Annotated in this window: 14 protein-coding genes; all 14 read right to left on the bottom strand. The window is 69.2% G+C overall.

Annotated elements, in window-relative coordinates:
• Positions 1-11: 11 nt before the first annotated feature.
• The 14 genes from BN940_RS10445 to BN940_RS10380 all read right to left on the bottom strand — a co-directional run bounded on the left by BN940_RS10445 (position 12) and on the right by BN940_RS10380 (position 20,518).
• Positions 12-1,283, bottom strand: a complete 1,272-nt coding sequence (locus BN940_RS10445) for a winged helix-turn-helix domain-containing protein (RefSeq protein WP_242404177.1) — start codon at positions 1,281-1,283, stop codon at positions 12-14.
• Between the two features lie 198 nt (positions 1,284-1,481).
• Positions 1,482-1,796 (bottom strand): MatE family transporter, encoded by a 315-nt coding sequence (locus tag BN940_RS10440; protein ID WP_242404176.1) that lies wholly within the window; start codon positions 1,794-1,796, stop codon positions 1,482-1,484.
• 246 nt (positions 1,797-2,042) lie between these two features.
• On the bottom strand, positions 2,043-2,996 hold the full coding sequence (locus BN940_RS10435) for an LOG family protein (protein ID WP_084330639.1): 954 nt from the start codon (positions 2,994-2,996) through the stop codon (positions 2,043-2,045).
• 178 nt (positions 2,997-3,174) lie between these two features.
• Positions 3,175-4,494: a TIGR02679 family protein gene (locus BN940_RS10430; RefSeq protein WP_084330638.1), complete on the bottom strand. Its 1,320-nt coding sequence runs from the start codon at positions 4,492-4,494 to the stop codon at positions 3,175-3,177.
• Between the two features lie 28 nt (positions 4,495-4,522).
• Positions 4,523-8,650, bottom strand: a complete 4,128-nt coding sequence (locus BN940_RS10425) for a TIGR02680 family protein (protein WP_043682784.1) — start codon at positions 8,648-8,650, stop codon at positions 4,523-4,525.
• Positions 8,647-9,897 carry a TIGR02678 family protein gene (locus tag BN940_RS10420; protein WP_043682782.1) on the bottom strand — a complete coding sequence of 417 codons (1,251 nt, stop codon included), beginning with the start codon at positions 9,895-9,897 and terminating at the stop codon, positions 8,647-8,649. The genes BN940_RS10425 and BN940_RS10420 overlap by 4 nt, the downstream gene beginning before the upstream one ends.
• Positions 9,894-11,438: a TIGR02677 family protein gene (locus tag BN940_RS10415; protein WP_043682779.1), complete on the bottom strand. Its 1,545-nt coding sequence runs from the start codon at positions 11,436-11,438 to the stop codon at positions 9,894-9,896. Before BN940_RS10415 ends, BN940_RS10420 begins: the two co-directional genes overlap by 4 nt.
• 186 nt (positions 11,439-11,624) lie before the next feature.
• On the bottom strand, positions 11,625-12,632 hold the full coding sequence (locus BN940_RS10410) for a DUF4351 domain-containing protein (RefSeq protein WP_043682776.1): 1,008 nt from the start codon (positions 12,630-12,632) through the stop codon (positions 11,625-11,627).
• A 310-nt stretch (positions 12,633-12,942) separates the two neighbouring features.
• Positions 12,943-13,659, bottom strand: coding sequence for a phosphocholine cytidylyltransferase family protein (locus BN940_RS10405; RefSeq protein WP_043682772.1), 717 nt, complete (start codon positions 13,657-13,659; stop codon positions 12,943-12,945).
• Positions 13,656-14,228: a gamma-glutamyl-gamma-aminobutyrate hydrolase family protein gene (locus BN940_RS10400; protein ID WP_084330637.1), complete on the bottom strand. Its 573-nt coding sequence runs from the start codon at positions 14,226-14,228 to the stop codon at positions 13,656-13,658. Before BN940_RS10400 ends, BN940_RS10405 begins: the two co-directional genes overlap by 4 nt.
• 22 nt (positions 14,229-14,250) lie before the next feature.
• Positions 14,251-16,650 carry a PEP-utilizing enzyme gene (locus BN940_RS10395; RefSeq protein WP_043682769.1) on the bottom strand — a complete coding sequence of 800 codons (2,400 nt, stop codon included), beginning with the start codon at positions 16,648-16,650 and terminating at the stop codon, positions 14,251-14,253.
• Positions 16,643-17,989, bottom strand: a complete 1,347-nt coding sequence (locus BN940_RS10390; RefSeq protein WP_043682765.1) for a formyltransferase family protein — start codon at positions 17,987-17,989, stop codon at positions 16,643-16,645. Before BN940_RS10390 ends, BN940_RS10395 begins: the two co-directional genes overlap by 8 nt.
• Positions 17,986-18,519 (bottom strand): adenylyl-sulfate kinase, encoded by a 534-nt coding sequence (locus BN940_RS10385; RefSeq protein WP_043682764.1) that lies wholly within the window; start codon positions 18,517-18,519, stop codon positions 17,986-17,988. Before BN940_RS10385 ends, BN940_RS10390 begins: the two co-directional genes overlap by 4 nt.
• Before the next feature lie 52 nt (positions 18,520-18,571).
• Positions 18,572-20,518, bottom strand: coding sequence for a hypothetical protein (locus BN940_RS10380; RefSeq protein WP_043682762.1), 1,947 nt, complete (start codon positions 20,516-20,518; stop codon positions 18,572-18,574).
• Positions 20,519-20,663 lie beyond the last annotated feature (145 nt).

The following is a 20,663-nucleotide window of genomic DNA, read 5'->3' as shown; positions in this document are numbered from 1 at the left end:
TGCGAAAGCGCTTATGACATGGGGGAGCGTGCCGCATCGCGCAAGGCCTCTTGCAGCCGCGCCAGCAAGGCGGCGGGCTCCGTGCGCCTCACGCGCACCTCGGGCGTGCCGTGCCAGTCCGCGCATCGCCGGATCGCCCCGGCCACGGCCCGCAGCGCGGCGTCGTTCAGCGTGGCGTCCCGTTCCGTGAACAGCGCCTTGATCTCGAACACGCCCTGCGTCCGGTGCGCCTTGGCATCCAGCCGCCCCACCAGCGCGCCCCGGTGCAGGATGGGCAGGACGAAGTAGCCGTAGGTGCGCTTCTCTGCGGGCGTATAGCACTCGATGCGGTAGTCGAATCCCCACAGCGCCGAGGCGCGTTCGCGGTCCCACACCAGCGGGTCGAAAGGGGACAGCAGCGTCGTGTGGGTGGCGCGCAGCCGGCCCTCCAGGGCCTTTTGCAGCAGGTCGGCGTGCCGCCGGTGGACATATCCGGGGCCGGGCCAGCCCTGCACCGGCACGCGCCGCAGCACGCCCCGGGCGACCAGCGCGTCCAGATCGGGATCCTTCAACCGGGGTTTCTGGCGGAAATAGTCGTGGATCCAGCGGGCCTGGGTGATGCCCAGGGCAAGGACGGCCTTCTCGACGAATTGCGCATGCACTTCGGCGGCGTCGGGCAGGGGCGCGTCCGCCAGTGCGGGGCAGACGCGATGGGCGAGGTCGTAGACGCGCTGGAACTTGTCCCGCCGGGCCACCATGAGGGCGCCCGTGGCGAACAGGGTTTCGAGCCAGCGTTTTTCGTCCTTCCAGCCCCACCAGCCTCCGCCTTGCCCGTCCGTGCGCTTGAAGTGGGCCGATTTGACCGGGCCGTGGGCGTCGATGTGGGCCAGCAGCGCGTCCAGCTGGGCCCGGTGGCTGGCGACGTTTTCCCGTGCGCGCTTCAGGCCCCAGTGAACGCGCGCCTGTTGGTTGTAGCTGCGATGCAGGCCCACGTCGGCCCTGGGGGCGAAACAGGCCTCGTGCGCCCAGGTTTCAAACACGTGGCCCTGCGCCAAGGCTGTGTCCAGCCATGCCGGCGGATAGTGGCCCAGGCGGGAAAACAGGACCAGGTACGGGCTGCGCGCCACCACGTGGATGGTATCGATCTGCAGCAGCTGCATGCGCTCGATGCACTGGCGCAGGTCCGCGGGAGTGGCTTTGCGGCGCGGCGTCGTCAGCAGGCCCTGGGCGGCGAGCTGCAGCCTGCGGGCCTGGTCGAGGGTCAGAGGTTGGTTGTGCATACGGGGCGGGAGAGTGTGTTCCATGCCGTATGCCATGATAGGCGTGTTTTCGCTCCGGTCCGGCAGGTTCCCGCGGCCCCGGGTCGCCCGCGATCGCTCATGTGGCCGCCCGCGGCCACCTGTGATTCTCCGTCAGCCGTGATTCTCCGTCCTGCCGGGCTGACCGCCTGGGCTCGGGACGGCGGGGAGGGGCAGCGCGGCGCCGCCCCCCGGCGTCCGCCGTTAACCCGTCCTCCCGCCGTTGCGCACCGGATCCGGCGGCGTACGGGCCAGCCCGGCCTCCTCGTCCGGCACGATCCTGTCGGGTTCGATGTCGTCTTCCAGCGGCTCTTCGCCGGTGTTTTCGACCTGCGGGCGCTCGCCCGTGTTGTGCCGGTCGCTGTCCGTGTCCGGCATGTCGGCGGGCAGGTCGTTGCCCGAGTCGCTGGAGTCGCTGGGCCCCAGCGCCGGTTGCGTCGCGCCTGTTTTCACGAGGCTGGCCGTTTCGTCGAAATCCTTGTCCTGCCGGGCGCGCGCCAGGTCCTTGTCCGTCACCATCTTGGCCTCCGTCGGAACCGTTCGGAATGGTCCAGGCCTGGGAAGCAGGAGGCCATTCGGCGGTTCGTTGCGATGTGCATGGGGCATCGGGGCAGCAAATCGCATGCCTGGGGACTGCCGCTTCAGACGGAGGATGATCGAAGGCCAGCCGGGATCGAAGGCCAGCCGAGGCGGCTCGTGGCAGTTCCTGGGCGTACGGACGTGATCACGCTCGCAGCGATCAGTCTCGCAGGCGGGGTGCCGCGTTCATTCCCCGGCGCCTTTGCGCGGGGTGCCTGCGTAGAAGCCTTCCAGGGCCGCCATGATCTCCTCGGCGTCGTCCGCGTACTGGAACAGGTCGATGTCCTCGGCCGCGATGTAGCCCTCGTCGATCAGGTAGTCGAAATCGACGACGCGGCGCCAGAACGTGCGCCCGACGAGCACCACCGGAATGCGGGGCATCTTGCCGGTCTGGATCAGGGTCAGCACCTCGAACAGTTCGTCCAGGGTGCCGTAGCCGCCCGGAAAGGACACCAGGGCGAGCGCATGCATCAGGAAATGCATCTTGCGCATCGCGAAGTAGTGGAAACGGAATGCCAGTGCCGGCGTGATGTAGGGGTTGGGGGCCTGCTCGTGCGGCAGGGTGATGTTGAGCCCGATCGAGCGCGCGCCGGCCTCGAACGCGCCGCGGTTGGCGGCTTCCATGATGCCCGGTCCGCCGCCGGTGACGACGACGAAATCGCATCGCCTTTCCTGCTGGAAGCGCGCCGAGATCAGCCGCGCGAAACGCTGCGCCTCCTCGTAGTATCGCGCCTGCTCGACACGGCGGCGGGCCTGGGCCAGCTGCCGTTCGAGCACGGGATCCGCCGCCGCGGAATCCGCCTGCCGTTCCAGCGCGGCGAGCCGGTCGCGCGCGGTGGCGGCATCGCGCACGCGCGCGCTGCCGAACACCACCACGGTGGAATGGACGCCCTGCTCGTAGAGCACGCGCTCGGGCTTGAGCAGTTCGAGCTGCAGGCGCAGCGGGCGCAGGTCCTTCTGGGTGAGCAGGTCCAGATCCTCGTACGCGAGACGGTACGTGGGCGATTCGACGATGGCCCGCAGGCGCTCGGCCTCGGGCAAGGGCGGGTTCGTGGCAGGCCCGCCGGGGCAGCCGGCTTGCGCTTCGGGGATACTCTCGGGGGGTGGCGGCGGGCGCCGGGTGAAGAACGAGTCGTTCATTTCGTCCATCCGGGATGTGGGTGGGGAGTGCGGCTGCGGGCGGCTCGCCGACGCTCGGGATGGCGTCGTGCGACGGTATCGCGGCGATAGAGGGAGAATACACCCGACGTTGCGGATGGCCTCGTGCCGGAGCGGGCAGGGTGGAGCGATGGAGGGCGGACCTTCCCGGGAAATCCGGTCAGTTTTCTTCCGTGCCGGGGATGCATAGGTCTTCCAGCAGCGCGGTTGCCACGGCTTCCTCTGCGATGGCGGTCCCGTGCTTGCGCATCGCGGATGCGAGCATGGGATCCCAGTCGGCGTCGATGGGCGCGGTGCCGAGCTCATGCCGCAGGTGCGTGGCGGTGCCTGCGGCGGCCTCGTAGTCCCGGGTGCCCATGCGCCAAGGAGCTGCGTTCCAGGTGCGGATCACGAAATTCGCGATGCCGATGCCGGGCCAATCGAAGTCTCCGTGATAGAGCAGCCGTGCGCCGGCGGTGTGCAATTGGTCGAGCAGGATGCGCTGCGCGGCGGACGGCATGCCGTCCGTGCAGACCAGGGGGGCGCATCGGGCGCCCAGCCGGTCGGCCGCGATGGCGAGGAAGTTGGGGTTCTCGCAGATGTGGACGGCCCAGTCGGCGACCGCCCAGGCCGGAGGAGTCCGAAGCAGCTGCCGCAGCGACAGGTAGGACGGCTCGCCCGGCCGTCCCGGCGCGGGAGCGGGATCGGCGACCGGCAGGTTGAGGAAGAGCGCGGGCCGGGCCAGTTCGTTGACCAGGACGCCGGCGCGCGCCCAGACATCGCGGCGGCGTTCTTCCGCGCCTTCTTCTTTCCGGCGGGTTTCGGCGTCGTCGGCGGCTGTGCGGTTCGTCGGGTGGCGCTGTTCATGATGGCGCCAGGCGGCCAGGACGAGGGTGGCCGCCGGCCGCCCGGCATCGAGGGCGTGGGCATCGCCGAGCAGGCTGGCCGCCAGTTGCGAGCGGGGCTGTCCTTGCGCCGGAAGGGCGCGCAGCACGCGGTCGGCGGCATCCAGCAGGGGCGCGGCGCGTTCCGGGACGCGGCTCAGGCGCTTGAGCAACGGCCGGGCCGAGGGGGTGTCCAGCCACGCCCGCAACAGCGGGCACACACGGGCCGAGGTGATCGCGGCCGCCCAGCGTGCCTGCAGTTCCAGGCGCTGCCGCGTCTTGTAGACGATGGGGCCGTCCAGGCGTTCCAGCGCGCTGCGCAGGGAATCCGCCAGGCCGGCCGCGCGCAGCGCCGCGTCCAGCCGGGGGATGTCCAGGGTCATCGAGCGTGCTAGCCGCACGGGCCTGCCGGTCAGCTGGCAGAGGGCCGTGTGCGCGGCGGGGTCGAGCCCGGCCAGCCGCAGCGTCGATGCGGCGGCATCGGGGCCGATGCGCTCGAAGTACTGGCGCAACCGCTGGCGCAACGGGGCGAGGGCGTCGCTCCCCAGCAGGCGTTGCAGGCGCGAATCGGGCGGTTCATCGTGTGGATCGGGCGGGAGCATGGCGTCGTCGGACATGCGGTCGGGAGCGCGCGGCCTGGGCCGCTCAGGCGGCCGGCGGGAAGCGGCGGTCGGGGTCGGATGCCTGGCGCCTGGCCTGGCCGTCCCAGGTCCAGCGCGAGACGTGGACCGCGTCGATGCCTTCGTGGCGCTGCAATTGGGCGATCGCCACCCCCGGCAGTTCGGCGGAGCAGGCCCATTCCCGTTCGCTGGTGACCACGAAGTCGAGGTCGAATTCGCGGATCAGCGCCCAGCAATGATGGCGGGCGGCGTCGTCGATGCCGGCGAAGACCTCGTCGAGCAGCACCAGCCGCGGCGCATGCGTGGAATCGGCCTGGGAGTAGTAGCTGGAGACGGCGGCGAACAGCGGCACGGTCAGGCCCAGGGCGCGCTCGCCGCTGGAGGCCGGACCGGACAGCGGGCGCCATTGGCCGTCCCAGCGCTGGACGCGGAAGCGGTGCCAGCGGCGATAGTCGAGCGCGCGCGCCAGCTGCTCGTGCAGGCTGCCGCCCTGGTCGGCATCGGCGCGGCTGCGCTCGGCGGCGATGCGCTGCTGCAGCATTTCGCCGACCACGCGGCGGTCTTCGGCGCTCCACAGGTCGGTACTGGTGTTGAGCAGGCGCTGCCGGGCGGCTTTGAGGCCGACCGGGGCGCCGTCCTCGCCGCCTTCCGGCAGGGTCTCCCATTGCAGGCGGAAACGCACGCCGGTGGAGGTCGGGCGCTTGGCCAGTTCTTCGTTGATCGCCAGCACCTGCCGCTCGGCATCGTGCAGCAGCTTGTGGATGGCGCTGGCGATCTCGGCCTGCAGGTGGTTCTCCAGCACCTGGCGTTCGCCGGCGGTCAGCAGCTCCCGGCGCTGCGCGATCTCGCCGGCCAGGCGCGCGCCCAGCTGGTCGGGGCGCTCGGGCCGGTTCTGGTAGACGATGCTGACGATCAGGCCGAAATCGCTGGTTTCGGCCTGGGCGCGGTGGCTGAGCGCGGCCAGCGCGCGGCCGAGTTCGGTGTAGTCCTGCGAAATCTGGTTCTGCACGCGGTTCCAGGCGTCGTCATCGTCCTTGATCTGCAGCAGCGCCTGTTCGGCGCGGCGTGCCAGTGCCAGGGCGGGTTCGATGGTCCAGGGCGCGGTGTGCGGCGGCAGTTCGGCATCGGGCAGCGCGATTTCGAGCAGCCCGGTGGCGGCGAAGCCCTGCCAGTGCGCGATGGCGTGCTGGCGTGTGTCGATGCGCTCGGCCAGGACGGCCTCGGCGGCTTCGACCTTCTGTTCGGCCCTGGCGCGCGCCTCGCCCGCATGCCGGAGCGCTTCGTCGCTCGACTTGCGTTCCGCCTCTGCGCGGACGACGGCCAGCCGGGCGTCCCGGATGCGCTGCTGCAGTTCCTCGACTTTGGCGCCGACGGATTCGCGCAGCGTCTGCAGGCGGATGCGGGCGTTTTCGGCCAGGAGATCGCGTTCGACCGATTGCTCGGCCGCCTGTTCGGCATCGGCCTGGGCCTGCCGTTCGCGTTCGACCTGCTGCCGGTGTTCGGCCAGCGCGTCGTGGCAGGTGCGCGCGGCGCCGGCCAGGGCATGCAGCCGGTCGCCGAAGGCGAGCAGCGCCTGATCGATGGTGCGCAGGGCTTCGCGCGCCGGCGGCAGCGCGAGATCCGCGGCGTCCTGTTCCAGGGTCTGGCTGGCCGCTTCCCACTGCTGGCTGGCCTGGCGCAACGCCTGCTCGGCCTGGTCGAGGCGCAGCCTGGCCTCGCCGAACTCGCGCACGCACGTGCTGGCTTGCAGATGCGCGGCGCGCAGGGCATCGTCGGTGGGCGCGGATCGCCATTCGCCGGCCGCCTGGCGCTGATCGGCATCGAGTTGCGCGAAGCCGGCCCGCAGCTGCGCAAGCGCCTCGTCGAGCATCTCCAGCCGCTGGGCGATTTCGGCCAGACGCCGCGCGCGGGCGGCGGCGCGCGCCGCGTAGCCGATGAACTCGGCGCGGGGCTTGTGCCAGGCACCGGCCAATGCGCCCAGCCGGAAGCGGCCGCCGGGGCCGATCCAGGCCTCGGCGGCCGGGTCGTCCCGCTCGCCGCAGGCAACGCCTTCGAGCAGGCGCCGCAGCACGGCGGGGGCGACCGCCGGCGTGGCATCGGCCGGCGCCGCCGGCTGCAGCCAGGCAGCCAGGGAATCCGGGCGCGACGGCCGGCCGAGCCATTGGGTGTCATGGGGCGGCGGCGCGCCATCGAGATCCTGCAAGCGCCCGTCGGGGGTCACCCAGGCATCGAGCAGGCCCGAGGCCTGCAGCGCGGCTTCGAGCCCGGCCTGCAGTCCGGCCGGCACGGCCGGCGCGAATTCGACCAGTTGCCACAAGGGGGCGCCGGCCCGGCCCGCGCGCGCATCGGGCGCGCGCCATGCCGGCGGCGGGGGCTGGGTGTCGTCGCCGGATTGCAGGCGCGCATGCTCCGCATGCAGCGCGGCCTGTTCCTGTTCCAGGGCGTGCCGCTCGGCTTGCAGCGCGGCCTGGCGCTGGGCCAGCCGCAGGCTGGCGGCCTGCTGGGCCGCGTGCAGGGCGGTGCGCGCGGGGTTGTCGCCCTGCAGGCTCGCGGTCCAGGCGGCCAGCGCTTCGAGGACGCCGCCGCTGTCGGGCACCCGCAGCTGCCGTGCTTCATCCAGATGGTGTTGCCAGGCTTCCAGTGCGTCCCGGCCCTGCCGTTCGACGGCGGCGTCGGCCTCTTCGCGGCGCGTGGCGGCGGCCTCGGCCTCGTCGGCGCGTTCGTCGCGCGCGTCCTGCGCGCGGTCCCGGGCCTGCGCAGCCTGCTCGGCTTCGTCGCAGCGGCGCTGCAGGTGTGCGACCTGCTCGCGCCGGGTTGCTGCGGTGTGGCGCAATTCCCGCTGTGCCGATTCCAGCACCGGGGCAGTCAAGGCCTGCGCGTCGGCGCAGGCCAGGGGGCTGGTTTCGTAGATGGACGCCAGGCCGGCCGCCCCGGCCGCCTCGCGGGCCTGGGCGCGGGCATCGGCCAGTGCGCGGCCGCCGTCCTCGGCACGCAGGGCGCGTTGGCGGGTGGCCTGCTGTTCCTGCTCGAAACGGGCCTGCCGGCGCTGGCGTTCGCCGAGGGCGGCATCGGCCTCGTGCTGGCGCTGGCCGGCATCGGCGGCGGCCTTGTCCAGGGCCTTGGCGTCGGCCATCGCCGGGTCGTTCTGCAGTTCGTCGAGCCGGGTGCGCAGGCCGGCCAGCGCGGTCTCCGCCCGCTGCTGCGCCAGCAGGGCACCGGCTTCGTCCGTGCGCGCGGTGTCCAGGGCGAGGCGGTCCTCGTTGAGTTCCCGGCTGGCGTTGTCGAAGCCCGTCTGCGCGCTGCGCAGGCTGCGGGCGCGGCGCCGGGCCTGGGTGGCGGCGTAGCGCTGGTAACGCTGGTTGAACTGGACGACGGCATGCTCCAGGGCTTCGTACTCCTCCAGTTCGCGGCGGTATTCCTCGAGCTGGTTCAGGGCGTCGGCGACGTCGGTCAGCAGCTCGCCGGAGATCGGCGGCAGCGCCTCGGTCAGCGCGTTGGAAAGACTGGCCTCGTCCGGCTTCTTGGAAAGCTGGGGCTGGCGCAGCTGGATCAGCGTGTCCATCAGCGCGGCGTAGCGCTGCGGCCCCAGGTGAAAGAGGCGCTCGTCGACCGCGCGCCGGTAGGCGGTGGCGGTGTCGAACACCTGCCCGTGATCCTGCAGCGCGTCGCGCAGGCGTTCGCGCGTGAGCACCACGCGCGCAGGGCTCATCAGCCAGAGGTCCTGGCCGATGCGCTGCCGGTCGAGCACGAAGAACCAGCTGTCGACCTGGGCGCGCGCGGCCGCCGCCAGCATGCCGCAGCCCAGCGTGAGGTAGTGCGGCCGGCCGTCGGCGTCGACGCGTCCCAGCTCCAGCCAGGCATAGCCCATGCGGCGGTCGTGGCGGCCCAGCAGCAGGTTCCATGCCATCTTCTTGCTGGCATCGCCGTCGGGCTCGATGCGCGAAGGCTTGAGCTGGGCGTCGAACAGGAACGGCAGGGTCAACGAGAGCACCTTGGACTTGCCGGTACCGTTGTTGCCGCGCAGCAGCAGGTGGCCGTCGTGGAACCAGAATTCCTCGCTGTCGTAGTGGAAGAGCTCGACCAGCCCCAGGCGCAGGGGCTGCCAGCGCGCGCGGGCGGGGACGGGCAGGGACGGGGAGGCGGTGTCGGTCATTCGAACAGGGTCGGATGGGCGGCCGCGGGCGCGGCCGGCTGGCGGATGTCGGCCTCGCCCAGCGCGAAGCGCGCCAGTGCGGGCAGGGGCCGGACGTGGGTGTCGTCGCAGGTCGCGAGCTGCAGTTTCCGCAGGCGCTCCAGCGCCAGGCTGGCGAGCTCGCGCTCGGCGCCGGGCTCGCGCGCCGATTTGCGCCAGTAGCTGCCGTGTGCTTCGCGGGCCTCGGCGAGGAAGGCGATGACGTCGTCGTGGCTAATCGGATCGGCGGCTTCCCGCGGCCGGGAGAGGAACTCGGCGAGCAGCAGGGTGACGTGGGCCTCGGTGCCTTCGGCCGGCATGGCGATGTCGGTCAGTTCGCCGTCTTCGTCCGCCAGAGCCAGGCCTTCGGCGCGCTGCTCGGCGACCAGTCCGGCGGCTTCGCACAGGCGGTTGGCCATTGCGCCGCGCTGGTTGATGAAATAGGCACGCAATTCGGCGTCGAGGGTATCCAGGTAGACCACGGGATCGTCCAGCAGACGGCGCGCGAGATGATGGCGCAGGGCCGTGCGCCGTCCTTCTTCGCTGTCGGGCTGATGCTCGGCGACCAGCGATGCCAGGCGCGCCGCCAGATCCGCCGGGGCCTGCTCGGCGGGCCAGGTGGACGGGCCGCGCACCGCGGCGAGCACCCCGGCCAGGACCCGGCGGCGCACGTCGTACAGCGCGTCCGCGCCCTCGGCCGCTTCGCCGCCGCCGCGCACGTAGCCTTCTTCGTCGCCCGCGACGCGCTGCAGCACGCCGAGCTCCAGCAGGCTGCGGCAGACGGCGACCAGTTCGCGGCGCTCGTGCGCGGCGCCGAGGGTGAAGCGGAAGCCGCGCGATTCCAGCGTGGGATCGGCGGCCAGCGCCAGCAGCCGCTCGCCCAGGACGCGCAGGGTGATCTGCGGGTCGGCGCGTTCGAGCACCGCGCAGGCCAGGCACAGCAGTACATAGCGCCTGCGCTCGTAGCCGGGCAGCCCGCGGCTGGCGTCGTCCAGGTCGGCCGGCCGCTTGTACAGACGCGCGCAGTCGCGTTCGATGTGCAGCGTCCAGCCGGTCTCGCGCGCGAACCAGGCGCGCAGTTCGTCGGCATGGCGGCGTACGGCAGCAAATCCGTCATGGGCCGGGGTCATCAGCGGCGTCATCAGCAGGGCGCGCAGCGCCTGGCTGCGTTCGTCGTCGCGGTGGCGGGCCTGCTGGCGTCCGATGGCGCGGCTGTCGCTGCGGATCATGGTGCTGCTTCCGTGCGGGTGATGGTGACCAGATGATCGCGGCCGCTGAACGACCCGGCGGCGGTGTGGATCGTGGCCCGGCTGTCCGCGGCCAGCGGCCGCAGGCGGATGCGCAGCAGGCCGTCGCCGCTGGGGACGTCCACCTCGGCGTCGGGCGAGGATTGCGCGGTCAATGCTTCGCCCAGCAAGGCGAGGAACAGGGCGAAGGCATGCGGGTCGAGCGTGCCGAGTTCGGACAGGCGCGTGCCGCGGCCGCTGGCCAGGCGCTGGCGGGCGGCTTCGATCTGCGCGTGCTCCTCATGCAGCCGGGCGGCCAGCAATTGGCGCTCGGCGTCGCGCGCCTGCACGCGCGGCAGCGCGCCGCGCGGCGATGCCTGGCCGTATTCGCGCAGGCGCGGGTGGATGCGCAGCGGCGGCGCTTCGGCCCAGGGCGTGCTGGCGGGCAGATCCCGCGCGCCGGGCGCCAGCGTGGGGTTCAGCGAGAAGTGGCGGGCCGGGTTGAGCGCGAAGGCCGCGCGCGCCAGGCGATGGGCCTGGACGTCGTCCTCGCAGGCGGCGAACCAGCCGGCGAGCATGCGGAAGTCCGCCGAGCGGTCGCTGCGTCCGCTGCGGCGCTCGTTGAGGGTCGCCACGGCCGACAGCAGTTGCGGGATCGCCGCGCGCGCCTTGGCGCGCAGCAGTTCGGACTGCGCCGGCGCGTGCCCGGTGGCCAGGAACCAGCGGCGCAGCCCCTTCCAGCGCTCGCGCCAGGCCTGCCAGCCGCGGGCCACCGCGTCGATCTGCCCGGCCTCGTCGCCTGGCGCGCTGTCGCGGGCCTGGCGCTGGGCGGCAAGCCACAGCAGCGCATCGATGCGCGGCTGCAGCGCGAGGATGTGCTGGGCGATGCCGCCGGAGCGGGCCACCAGGTCGCCGATGAAGCGTTCCAGGTAGTCGATCAGCCGCCGCTTGTAGGCCAGCACGGCCGCGGCTTCGGCCTGCTGCAGTTCGACGCCGCGGCCGACGCCGGCCATGAAGGCCTGCGCGTTGTCGGCCAGGCTCTCGAATACGCGCACCAGGTCGCGCAGGGTCTCGTGCACCTTGACGGTGTCGGGCTCGGCGCTGTCGGCCAAGGCCAGCAGCGCCTTCAGGCGGTGGGCGATGTCCTCGAGCGCGATGGTCTGCAGTTCGGCGCGCCGGCGCAGCGTGCGGCTGAAGGCCGTCAACGCCGCTTCCACCGCCTCGCCGCCCAGCGAGAGCCGGTAGACGAAGCGCGCGCGGTAGAAATCGCTGATGCTGGCCACGCGGGCGGTGTCCGGCTGGGATTCGAGGTTGCCCCATTCGGCCAATTGCGCCAGCGCCGCCTGGATCTCTTCCAGCCGCGGCGCGGCCGGGCCGGCCAGCGCCGACCAGTCGCCGTCTTCCAGCACTTCATCGGGGCGAAGATGCAGCCGGAACTGCCGCTTGGCGGCGGCAAAGCACTCCATGATGCAGCGGTACAGCGCGGCTTTTTCCGCACTGACGTGGCGGAACAGATCGGCTTGGGCGGCGGCTGGTGGAGTCATCTCATGAGCGAGGCGTGGCGGAGGCGCGGGGCCCCATCATTGTACTCATGACCGTCTGTCAGCCCCTCCCCCCCGTTGCCAGCCTCCAGGTTTGATCGGCTGTTTGCGAAAATGCCTCGTTTCACAGGCCCATGCGCCAAAAGCGCGCCGAGCCTTGTGCTTGGGTAGGCGACAGGAGGAGCGCAACTAGCCCCGAAACACGTCTTCCAGGGTTTCCGCGTCCAGGATGTTCAGCGACCAGGTTTCCAGGCCTTGCGCCTGGGCGCTGCGGATGCGCTGGACGGTGGCCTCGTCCACTGCGCCGAAACGGCGCTGGATCTGGCGCAGCAGCAGATCGGCCTGGCCTTCGGCGCGGCCCTCGGCACGGCCTCGTTTGATGCCTTCGCGTTCAATCAGCGTCACGTATGTCATCTTGCTTTCCTCCGACAGGGCACTGACCGCCCGCAGGTATTCCGGTTCCAGGTCCTTGGGCAGCGTGATCATCCATTCGATCAGCCGGTAGATCTGGCTGGCGGTTTCTGGCGCATAGCCGTATCGCCGCAGGCTGCGCGCCAGATCGAACTTCGGCCCCAGCCGCGTGCGCTTGTCCCGGTAGCGGTTGGCCAGCAGCTGCGCCATGACCACCACCGCAAACGGGTTGCCGGGTGCCAGGAATTCCAGTTCATCCCAGCGGGGGCGCCATGATTCCAATTCTACGACAGGAAAGGTGAATCGCACTCCTTGACCCCGGTGTTCGTCGGTGTAGACCAACTGGTCGCCTACGCCGGGGTTGTTCAGCAAAATGCCCAGGCTGTAGACCTGCGGCGGCAGGGTTTGGCCGCGCTGGCGCATCAGGCGGGTCTGGATGCGGTGGCGGTATTCGTACATGCGCCAGGAAAACAGGGTCAGGGCCTGGCGGCCGCGCAGGCGCCGTTCGACTTCGACATGGATCAGCAGCCAGGCATCGCTGCCGCCGCGCAGGCGCACCTGCACCAGTTTGTCGACGAAGCGGCGGCCTTTCTTGCCCGGCAAGACGATGGCCTGCAGTTCCTTGTCCAGGAAGTCGGGGGCAGCGGCGGGGTCGATTTCCGTGTGCAGCGCCGGGGCCAGCAATTCGATCGCGTGCGGAAAGAATATCTCCAGTGCTTCTTTCCAAGGGCTGTCGTGATCGTCGCTGGCAGCGGTGGCGGGCGACGCGGTGTTGCGGGCTGGCATGGCGAGCTTCCGGATGCGGGAAGCCTCATTCTGAGCATGCCCCCACCGTCCCGCCAGACTGGGGTGTACGGACGGATAAAAGTGTCCGCCGCCTGGGGGTATGAAGCAGGTCTTCAGGGGTGGAATTGTGGTTTCCTGGCATGGCTCCGCTCGTGTTCCTGCCGGTTCTGCGCCATCAGTTCATCCAGGGTCGGCCATCCCAGGGGTGCGCGCGGCGACGACTACCGCGACCGCGAGGACCAGGGCGCCGGACTGCTCATCTGCGACGCGCGCTTCAAAGAGCTGTGAGGCGTGGCCCTGTTCGCCAAGGCTATCCGACATAAGCGGCCAGATCCGTCTCGCTGTCGATCTCCCCCCAGGCTCCGCGATAAGGAATCGCCTCGACAGGCACCCGGCCCGCCTGGACGACGGCCTGCAACGTCCCCGTCATGTGCATTCCATCCCGATCGGCATCCGGCAGGCCCTCGCGGATTCGCTGGATTTCTGACCATCCGGCGGGACCGATGCGCAGCAGCCCCATGTATTGCCCCTGGACTTCCTGCACGGTGCCGGGCTTGCGGCCGATTTCGGCCAGCGTGCCATCCGGGCGCAGCCGGAACGTTTCCGCGTCCGATAGCGGATCGGCGAAGCGCCGCTGCCAGATGTCCAGCCAGTCGGGATCGTAGGTGATGGCCAGGGCCGCCTGCGAGTCCATCAGCAGGGATACGGCATGGGGCTCGTAGAAGATGTCCGAGTAGCTGATGACGCAGGGTTCCCGGGACAGCCATTCGTGGGCGCAGGCAAGCGATGCGACCATATTGGTCTGCGCCCAGCGCGGGTTGTGGAATTCGCGAGTCGCGCGGTCGGCGAGCATCTCGCGGCGGTAGCCCGTGACGATGCCGATGTCCTGGATGCCGGCGGCGTGCAGGGCGCCGATCTGGCGGTCCAGCAGCGCGCGTCCCTGGAATTCGACCAGGCATTTGGGGCGGTCATCGGTCATGTGACGCATGCGGCTGCCGCGCCCGGCGGCCAGGATGATGGCTTTCATAGAAACAGCTTCCGGAGTCTCAGTCGGTCGGTCGGGTCAAAGGGGGCGGGTTCGCGTTCCGGGTGCCACATCCAGGCCTCCCAGGGCTTGCCGGTGCAGCGCATGGCTTCGATCGCGCCGTCCGGTGCCGATGCCAGCACCTCGAAGCCCGCGGGGCAGGCCTGCGGCGCATACGTGTGGAAGCTGTTCACGTCCTTGGCGATGAGGCCGGTGACCGGATGCCGTGTGCCGGCGTGGCCCCGCACGGGTATCAGCGGACATCCCGCCCGCACGGCCATGAGCTGCAGGCCGCGGCAGACGCCCAGCACGGGCAGGCACGCCTCGCTGGCCCATTCCAGCAGGGCCTGTTCGGTCTCGTCGCGCAGGGGTGTGGCACCGATGTCGTCTCCGCCCGTCAGGATGAGGCGGTTCACGCCCCAGGATTCGCAGTAGGCGCGGATGCGTTCCCGACCCAGATTGGGCAGCGGCAGCCAGCTTGCCTCGGGCAGCGCTGCGGCAAGAAACGTGGCCCAGTCCTGGGCGATGGCATCCCTCGGTTCTGCGTAGTTCGGCGCCGAGGTGATGCGCATGGTCAGGCCGATGCGGATCCCGTCAGGCCGCTTCGATGGGGCGGAGGATTTTTTCCGCACAGTTCAGCTCCACGTGATGGGCATGGGATACGCGGCGATAGATCTGCTCCCCGACACCGATGGCCGCCGGCAGGCCCAGTTCCGCGCAGCGCACGGCCATGTGGGAGTTCGCGCCGCCATATTGGGTGACCAGGGCGCCGGGAGATTTGGTGAAGATCCAGTCGAATCCGGGATCCGCGTTTTCGATGCAGACGATCCGGCCCTGGACCTGAATGGTGGAGGACGTGTTGGCGCTCAGCCGCACCACGGCGCCCGTCGCGTGTCCCAGGCCGATGAAATTGGGCACGCTGCGGTTCAGCGTGGCCACGTGGATGTCGCGGCCGCTCAAGAGGATATGGCTCAGGCGCAGGGCGTGGGCGGCGTCCATCGAACGCCGCGCCTGGTCCGCCAGGCCGAGGTAGTGGCGATCCATGTCGTCCATGATGGCCTGGTGGCGCGACGCGCGGATCGAGTCCCAGTCCAGGAAGGACAGATCGTCCCGGGACAGGCCGTGAGAGGCGCCCCATCGGACGATGGCGGAAAGCGCATCCGACAGGCATCGGGTGAAGACGAACTTGATCCGCTCGCGGGCGGCGATGGCCTTGGCGGCATGGGCGAACAGGGTCCGGGCGTCGATTTCTCCCAATCCTGCTTCCGACAGCAGGGTGTCGAGGGCGCGGATTTCCGGGGCTGTGGGGGCGAAGGCCTCCGCCGCGGGCACCGGCGTGCCGGGATCCATGTCCGCGAACAGGTCGTCGCGCTCGTCGTAGCGCAAGGACGTGATTTCATACGTCCCCGGCCGCAAGTGGCCATAGCGGCGGAAGAAGTCCGAGCGGGCCCGGGAGCCTGCACCGGCCGCGCCGGCGGCCTGGTAGTCCGTCAGCAGGTCGCGGGTCACGGTGGTGATGCCGCGCTTGAAATGGGCCAGCCGGTCCTGCGTCAGGGCCTGGCGCTGGACGGCGGACCGCAGCAGGGTTTCCGCGATGAAGGCATGGCGGGCCGCCACGGCGAAAGGCAGCGTGCCGGATGCCTTGCAGCGATCCAGCAGATGCGCCGCCTGGTCCAGATCGGGGCCCGCTGGGGGGGTGCGCGAGAGCTCCTCGTCCAGGCGGCCGGCGTTTTGCAGGGCGAGATCCAGGGTATTGTCCGGAACGGGCCGAAGGCTGTCGAGCGTGAGGCGGCGCAACGATTCGCGGTATCGGACCAGGTCGCCGGCCTGCAGCAGGCCGGGATAGCGTTCCGGGAATGCCGCGTCGAAGCGGAAATCCAGGCAGGTCGGCACGATCTCGAATTCGATCTTGTCGTGGAATTCGGGATGCTCTTCCAGGCGCTGCAGCCAGGCATCCACCAGCCGGTTTCCGATCTCGTCCGGCAGGGTGGCGGGCAGGAACGAATTGAAGCTGTGGCGCACATCGATGTAAGGGTGATGGTTGATCGTGACCATCAATTCGGCGGATCCGGTGTCCCGGTAGCCCATCCGGGCGCGTGCCCGACTCCAGATCCGCTCCGTGATCAGATGCCGGTACAGCGACGCGGCCAGCGGGCGCGGGGTGGTACCGATGATCTCGGCCGGATTCCAGTCCGGCATGACGGCCAGGATGGTGCGGGCGCCCAGAATTCCCGGCCGGGGCCGGGAGGCTTGTTCGATGAACCGCTCGGCCTGGGTCAGCTGGCGGTGGACGCGGCGTTCCGTGACGGGATGCCAGTTACGGGCCAGAGCGATGCGGCGGACCTGGAACAGATGCATCCCGCCTCGGCCATCCAGGCCGAACTCGATGTCCAGCGCGGCGCAATGGCAGATCCGTTCCAGTTCGCGCGCGAGCCGCAGGATGGCTGCGATGCGCTCCGACCGGATCAGGTGTTCGGGACACTCCCGATGCACGTACAGGCTTTTGTGGACGCCGTTCCCGCTGGTCACCGCGTCGGTGCGTCCGGTCTCGTCGTCGTAGTCGATGCAGAAGTACGGTGCGCCGTGCACCATGTCGTAGGTCATGACCACGCCGCTGACCACGATGTCCTGGGCCATCGCCTGGACGAGCACCTGGTCCTTGGGATTCCCCGTCATGGACCGCACAACCTGCCGGATCGCCGCGTCCAGGGCGTTCAGGTCCGAGGCGGGCACGTCCAGGACGCTGAGGAACGCGCCAGCCATGGACGAGTTCGCCGCGTCTTCCGACAGGGCGCTCGAGCGCACGGCAACGGTCCGGCTGCCGAATTTCGCCTGGAGGCCGGCCAGTACCCGCTCGGGGTCCGCCAGCCACTGCTCGCAGGAAAAGTGCGCCGATTCGCCGATGGCGCCCGACCGGATGCGGCCCATCAAGTTGCTCAGGGTTTCGGCCTTGGTGCCGAACGTGAATGCGCAGTCCATCGGATCATCAGCCATGTTCGTGGTCCGGCAGGCTCAGGATGGCCAGGTGTTTGAGGACGGGGTGGATGACGAAATAGGTCGCCCCTTCATCCTGCGCCTGGGGACGAGGCACGGGAAACGACCCGGTGGCGGCGTAGTCGTGCAGCAGCCGGACCAGCGTATCGGCCCGGACCGAGGCATCGTAGACGCGGTCGATGTCGATGTTCCGCTCCGGCATGGGGTAGCTGCGGCGGACCAGGATGCCGCCGGTGTCGATGCGGGCGTCCAGGAAGATCGCCGTCACGGCGGGTCGTTCGCCGTTCAGCAGGGCGTAGTAGATCGTGGTGCTGCCCCGGTATTCGGGAATGTGGCCCGCGTGCATGTGAAGAAACCGGGTTTCCATGCCCAGCGCCTCGGGTGACACGATCTGGCCGCCCGCGCCGGAATAGATCAGCGTGTGCGGCCGCAGCCGCCGTAGGGCATCCAGCGCGGGCGCTTCGTTGATGCTGGATGCCTGGATCGCATGGGTCGGGATGCCGGCCCGTCGGCAGGTGGCGATGACGGGTTCGTCCAGGTCCACGAGCGGGATGCCATGCCAGTGGCGCGTGGGTCGGGGAGCGGCAATGGCGGGCTTTGGCGAGTGATCGCCCAGCAGCAGGACGAATTCCGGGTGCAGGCCGCAAGCCGCCAGGGTCTGGACGTAGGCCTGGGATCGGGCGGTAGGGGCGGCGGCCAGGCCGATGCCGTGCAGCGTGATCGACGCGGTGCGTGGCCGCAGAGGCTCGATTGCGGCTGCGGCCTGTCCATGCGGAGCCTGCGAACGCGTGGCGATGCGATCGACCAGCTGCCGTTCCTGGTCGAGGATGGCTCTCAGCCGAGCCGCGCCGGATCGGATGGCTGTCGCCGCCATGCCGTCCGACGTCAGCGTATCGACGCATTTCAGCAGGCCGTTGAGATAACGCAGGTCGGCGGCCGATGCCGCTGCCCGCACCAGCACTTCGGCCAGCAGGAGATAGCGTTCCGGGCCGTGGTAGCGGGCCGGATCCTGCGGCTTCCAGGCCGCCGTGTAGTCGTCGTGCAGTCGCTTGGACACCTCGAAGCGCTGCAGGATTCGATCCAGCGTAAGGCGGTCGGCGGCCGGGAGCGAGGCTGCAGCCAGTGCCGTTTTCAGGCGTTGGAGGATCTGGATGACGGGCGCCGGACGTTCCGGCGTCTGGGCAGTGCCGCCTGGGCTGGGGTCGCATGCCGCCAGGATGGCCATTCTTTGGTCGCGCCAGGCGCGCAGGAAGTCCTGTCCGCCAAACGGGGTATAGAAATAGGTATTCCTGTTTTCCAGCAGATCGCCCGAGGCGTAGAGGTAGGGCGCGCCTGTCATGCCGGGGCACCCATGTCCAGGCCGGCCTGTTTCAGTGCCCGTGCTGCCAGGGCGGGAACGTCCGGCGCATCTCCGGACGAGTCGATCACCAGGTCCGATCCCGAGGGGCGCTCGAACGGGATGTGCACGCCGACCACGTTGGGAATCTTGCCGGAGTCGGCGGCTGCATACAGGCCCTTGACATCCCGCTGGCGCAGCGCTTCCAGGGGCGCATCCATGAAGATCTCGAAGTAGCGGCTGAACCGGGTTCGGTTGGCCTTCCGCATGTCGGCAAAGATCGACAGGATGCAGCTGATCACGTGAATGCCCTGGCGGTCGAGCATCTCGCACAAGGCTGCGATGCGCTCGGCATTGAGCCGCCGGCCCTCCACGGTATAGGGGTCGCTGCCCCGGTCGAAGGCGAAGACCTGCCGCAGCGTGTCGCCGTCCAGCAGCACGGTATTGGGGTGCCGCGCCCGGAGCTGGCGGGCCATTTCGCTGCCCAGCGTCGTCTTGCCCGAGCCGGACAGCCCGATCAGCCAGATCACCATGTGCCAACCCCTCCAGAACAGCGGCAGATCATATGGATATCCAGGAAGCGCGTCAATCGTTGAAAGGAAGCTGCAGGGTGTCCAACAGTGGCAGGAGGTCGGCGATCATGCGGTCTTTGCAAATGGCGTACATGGTGCGATCAGGCCCCAGCGACTGGCGGATGTCCCTGAAAGCGTCCGGGAGGTAGTCATAGGAGCAGATCAGGATGGGGACGTCGTTTTCGGGCAGCGTATCGGGTGCCTGGATGGCATGGCCCGCCAGATTCTGGCCTTGCATCCTGGGGTCGGGGTCTGCGATTGCGAGGATGTTTCTGTTGCCCGCATGTCTGTGCGTCAGAAAGTCGCGTGCCAGGTTCCTGGCGCCATAGAGGACGAGCGGGCCAGCATGATGAACGAGCTTCGGCGTCCGCAGGTCGACCAAGGTCTCGAATTTGATGAATGCCGTTTCATCCCGGGCTTCGCCATCATCCGGATGATTCGTATGCGACCAGTCCTTTTGAAGGGAGAGAATCTCGCCTGGGAGCGCGATACCGCTGGATTTCGAGGCCTGCAGCATGTCGTCGAGAATGTGCCGGCCTCGATATTCCCACCAGCGGGCCATCCGGTTTTTCAAGAACGAAGACAGGTCTTTCCGGTCCGCGAGTGTGCGGAAATGGTGCAAGGCCATCGGATAGTAATACGACGGCATGAAATCCGCCCTTGCATAGCTGTCCGCGATGAATAGCAGGGCTTCAGGATTTTCCGGCTGTTTGGCGGCGAGCGCCAGAAACGCCATGTTCGCAGGCCGGGCGGAAGCCAGCTGCACGGCCAGGTGCGTTTTCAGGGCGGGATCCGGATGGACTTCCGGATCGAGGCGATGGCGCCGCCAGTCCGGGCGCGCCTTTCCCCGGAGGATGTCGTCGATGGCACTGGCGAGGTATGCGATGGACGCGCCTGGATTGTGGATCCCGGCCTTGCGGCAGTGGTCCATGCGTTCGGACACGGGCACGACGGACGGAGTTCGATCGACATAGGCCCTGAGCTCATCGATCAGCCGGCTTTCCGGGCAGACGACGACGGTCGGGTCGTCTGACACTGCGGGCTCGCCCTCCGGGTGACACAGGAATGTCGGACGGCCCGTGGCCAGGCCGAACAGATGCAGCCTGTAGGCGCGATGGCAGACCATGGCCGTCGCCGCCGCATAATCGGGGATGTAGGAATCGGCGTCGCTGAAGTGGAAGTTGCCGTAGGAAGACCCCAGTTCGCGGCAGGCCACCACGATGGCATGATCGCGGTCGGACATGATGGGCCGGAAGACGATCCGGTGCGCCGGGAAGTTGTCCAGCAGTCTCTTCAGGGTCGGTTCGATCAGCTTCAAGGACCCCGGATTTTCAAGGGCCAGGCTGGAAAGATGGTAGACGATGGCACGCGGTTGCCGCTGCTCTTGGGCAGTGACTTCGCGGATGAACTCGTCCAGCTTCGGAAAGCCGAAGGGTATTTCGCAGATGGAGTCCAGGGCATGGTTGCGGAGTGCCCGGGGGAAAAGGCCCTCGAAGCGGGTCCGGTCCGGCCGGGTCTCCTGCCTAATCCCGAGGATGTAGTCGAAGCAGTAGCCGCCCCCATAACCGATCACGGTATTCCGGAGAGGGATGTCCACGCCGTGAGGCAGGCCGATCTTGATCACATCTTCGGGGAATTCGCCGTATATGTCATGATTGGACTCCGGGAGGATCACCGCATCGAGACAGCTCAGCAGATCATGTTCCAGATCGGAATAGTGGATCAGCCGTTGCCCGTCCAGCGCCTGCTCGTACCATGCCCGGTTTTCTTCAAACTCCCGAAGTTTCGTGATTGCGAATGCCTCGATTTTTTCGTGGTGGTCCGCCAGCCCGCGCAGCAGCAGCGTGAACTGGTTGCTGACGGCGTTGTGCGGGAGGCGGATGCCTATCCTGGCTCTGGGGCGGCCGCCGGGTTCGGCCCGCCATGCGTTTGCCTGATGCGCCAGAGAAATCGCTTCCATTGTCTGATGTGTTCCGTGCCGTGTCGTTCCAAGAACGCCCGTGCTTCGCCGGAGCGAATGCGTGGGCAGGAAAGTGGAAGGTTCGAGTGCCTGTTCATGGGATTGCGGCGCGGCTTGGCTCCTTATACTCTCTGCATGCAGGCGC

Origin of the sequence: Castellaniella defragrans 65Phen, assembly GCF_000612685.1 — a bacterium.
Lineage (GTDB): Bacteria > Pseudomonadota > Gammaproteobacteria > Burkholderiales > Burkholderiaceae_B > Castellaniella > Castellaniella defragrans.
Note: the sequence above shows the minus strand (reverse complement) of the source record. Positions and strands in the feature narration are given on the sequence as shown.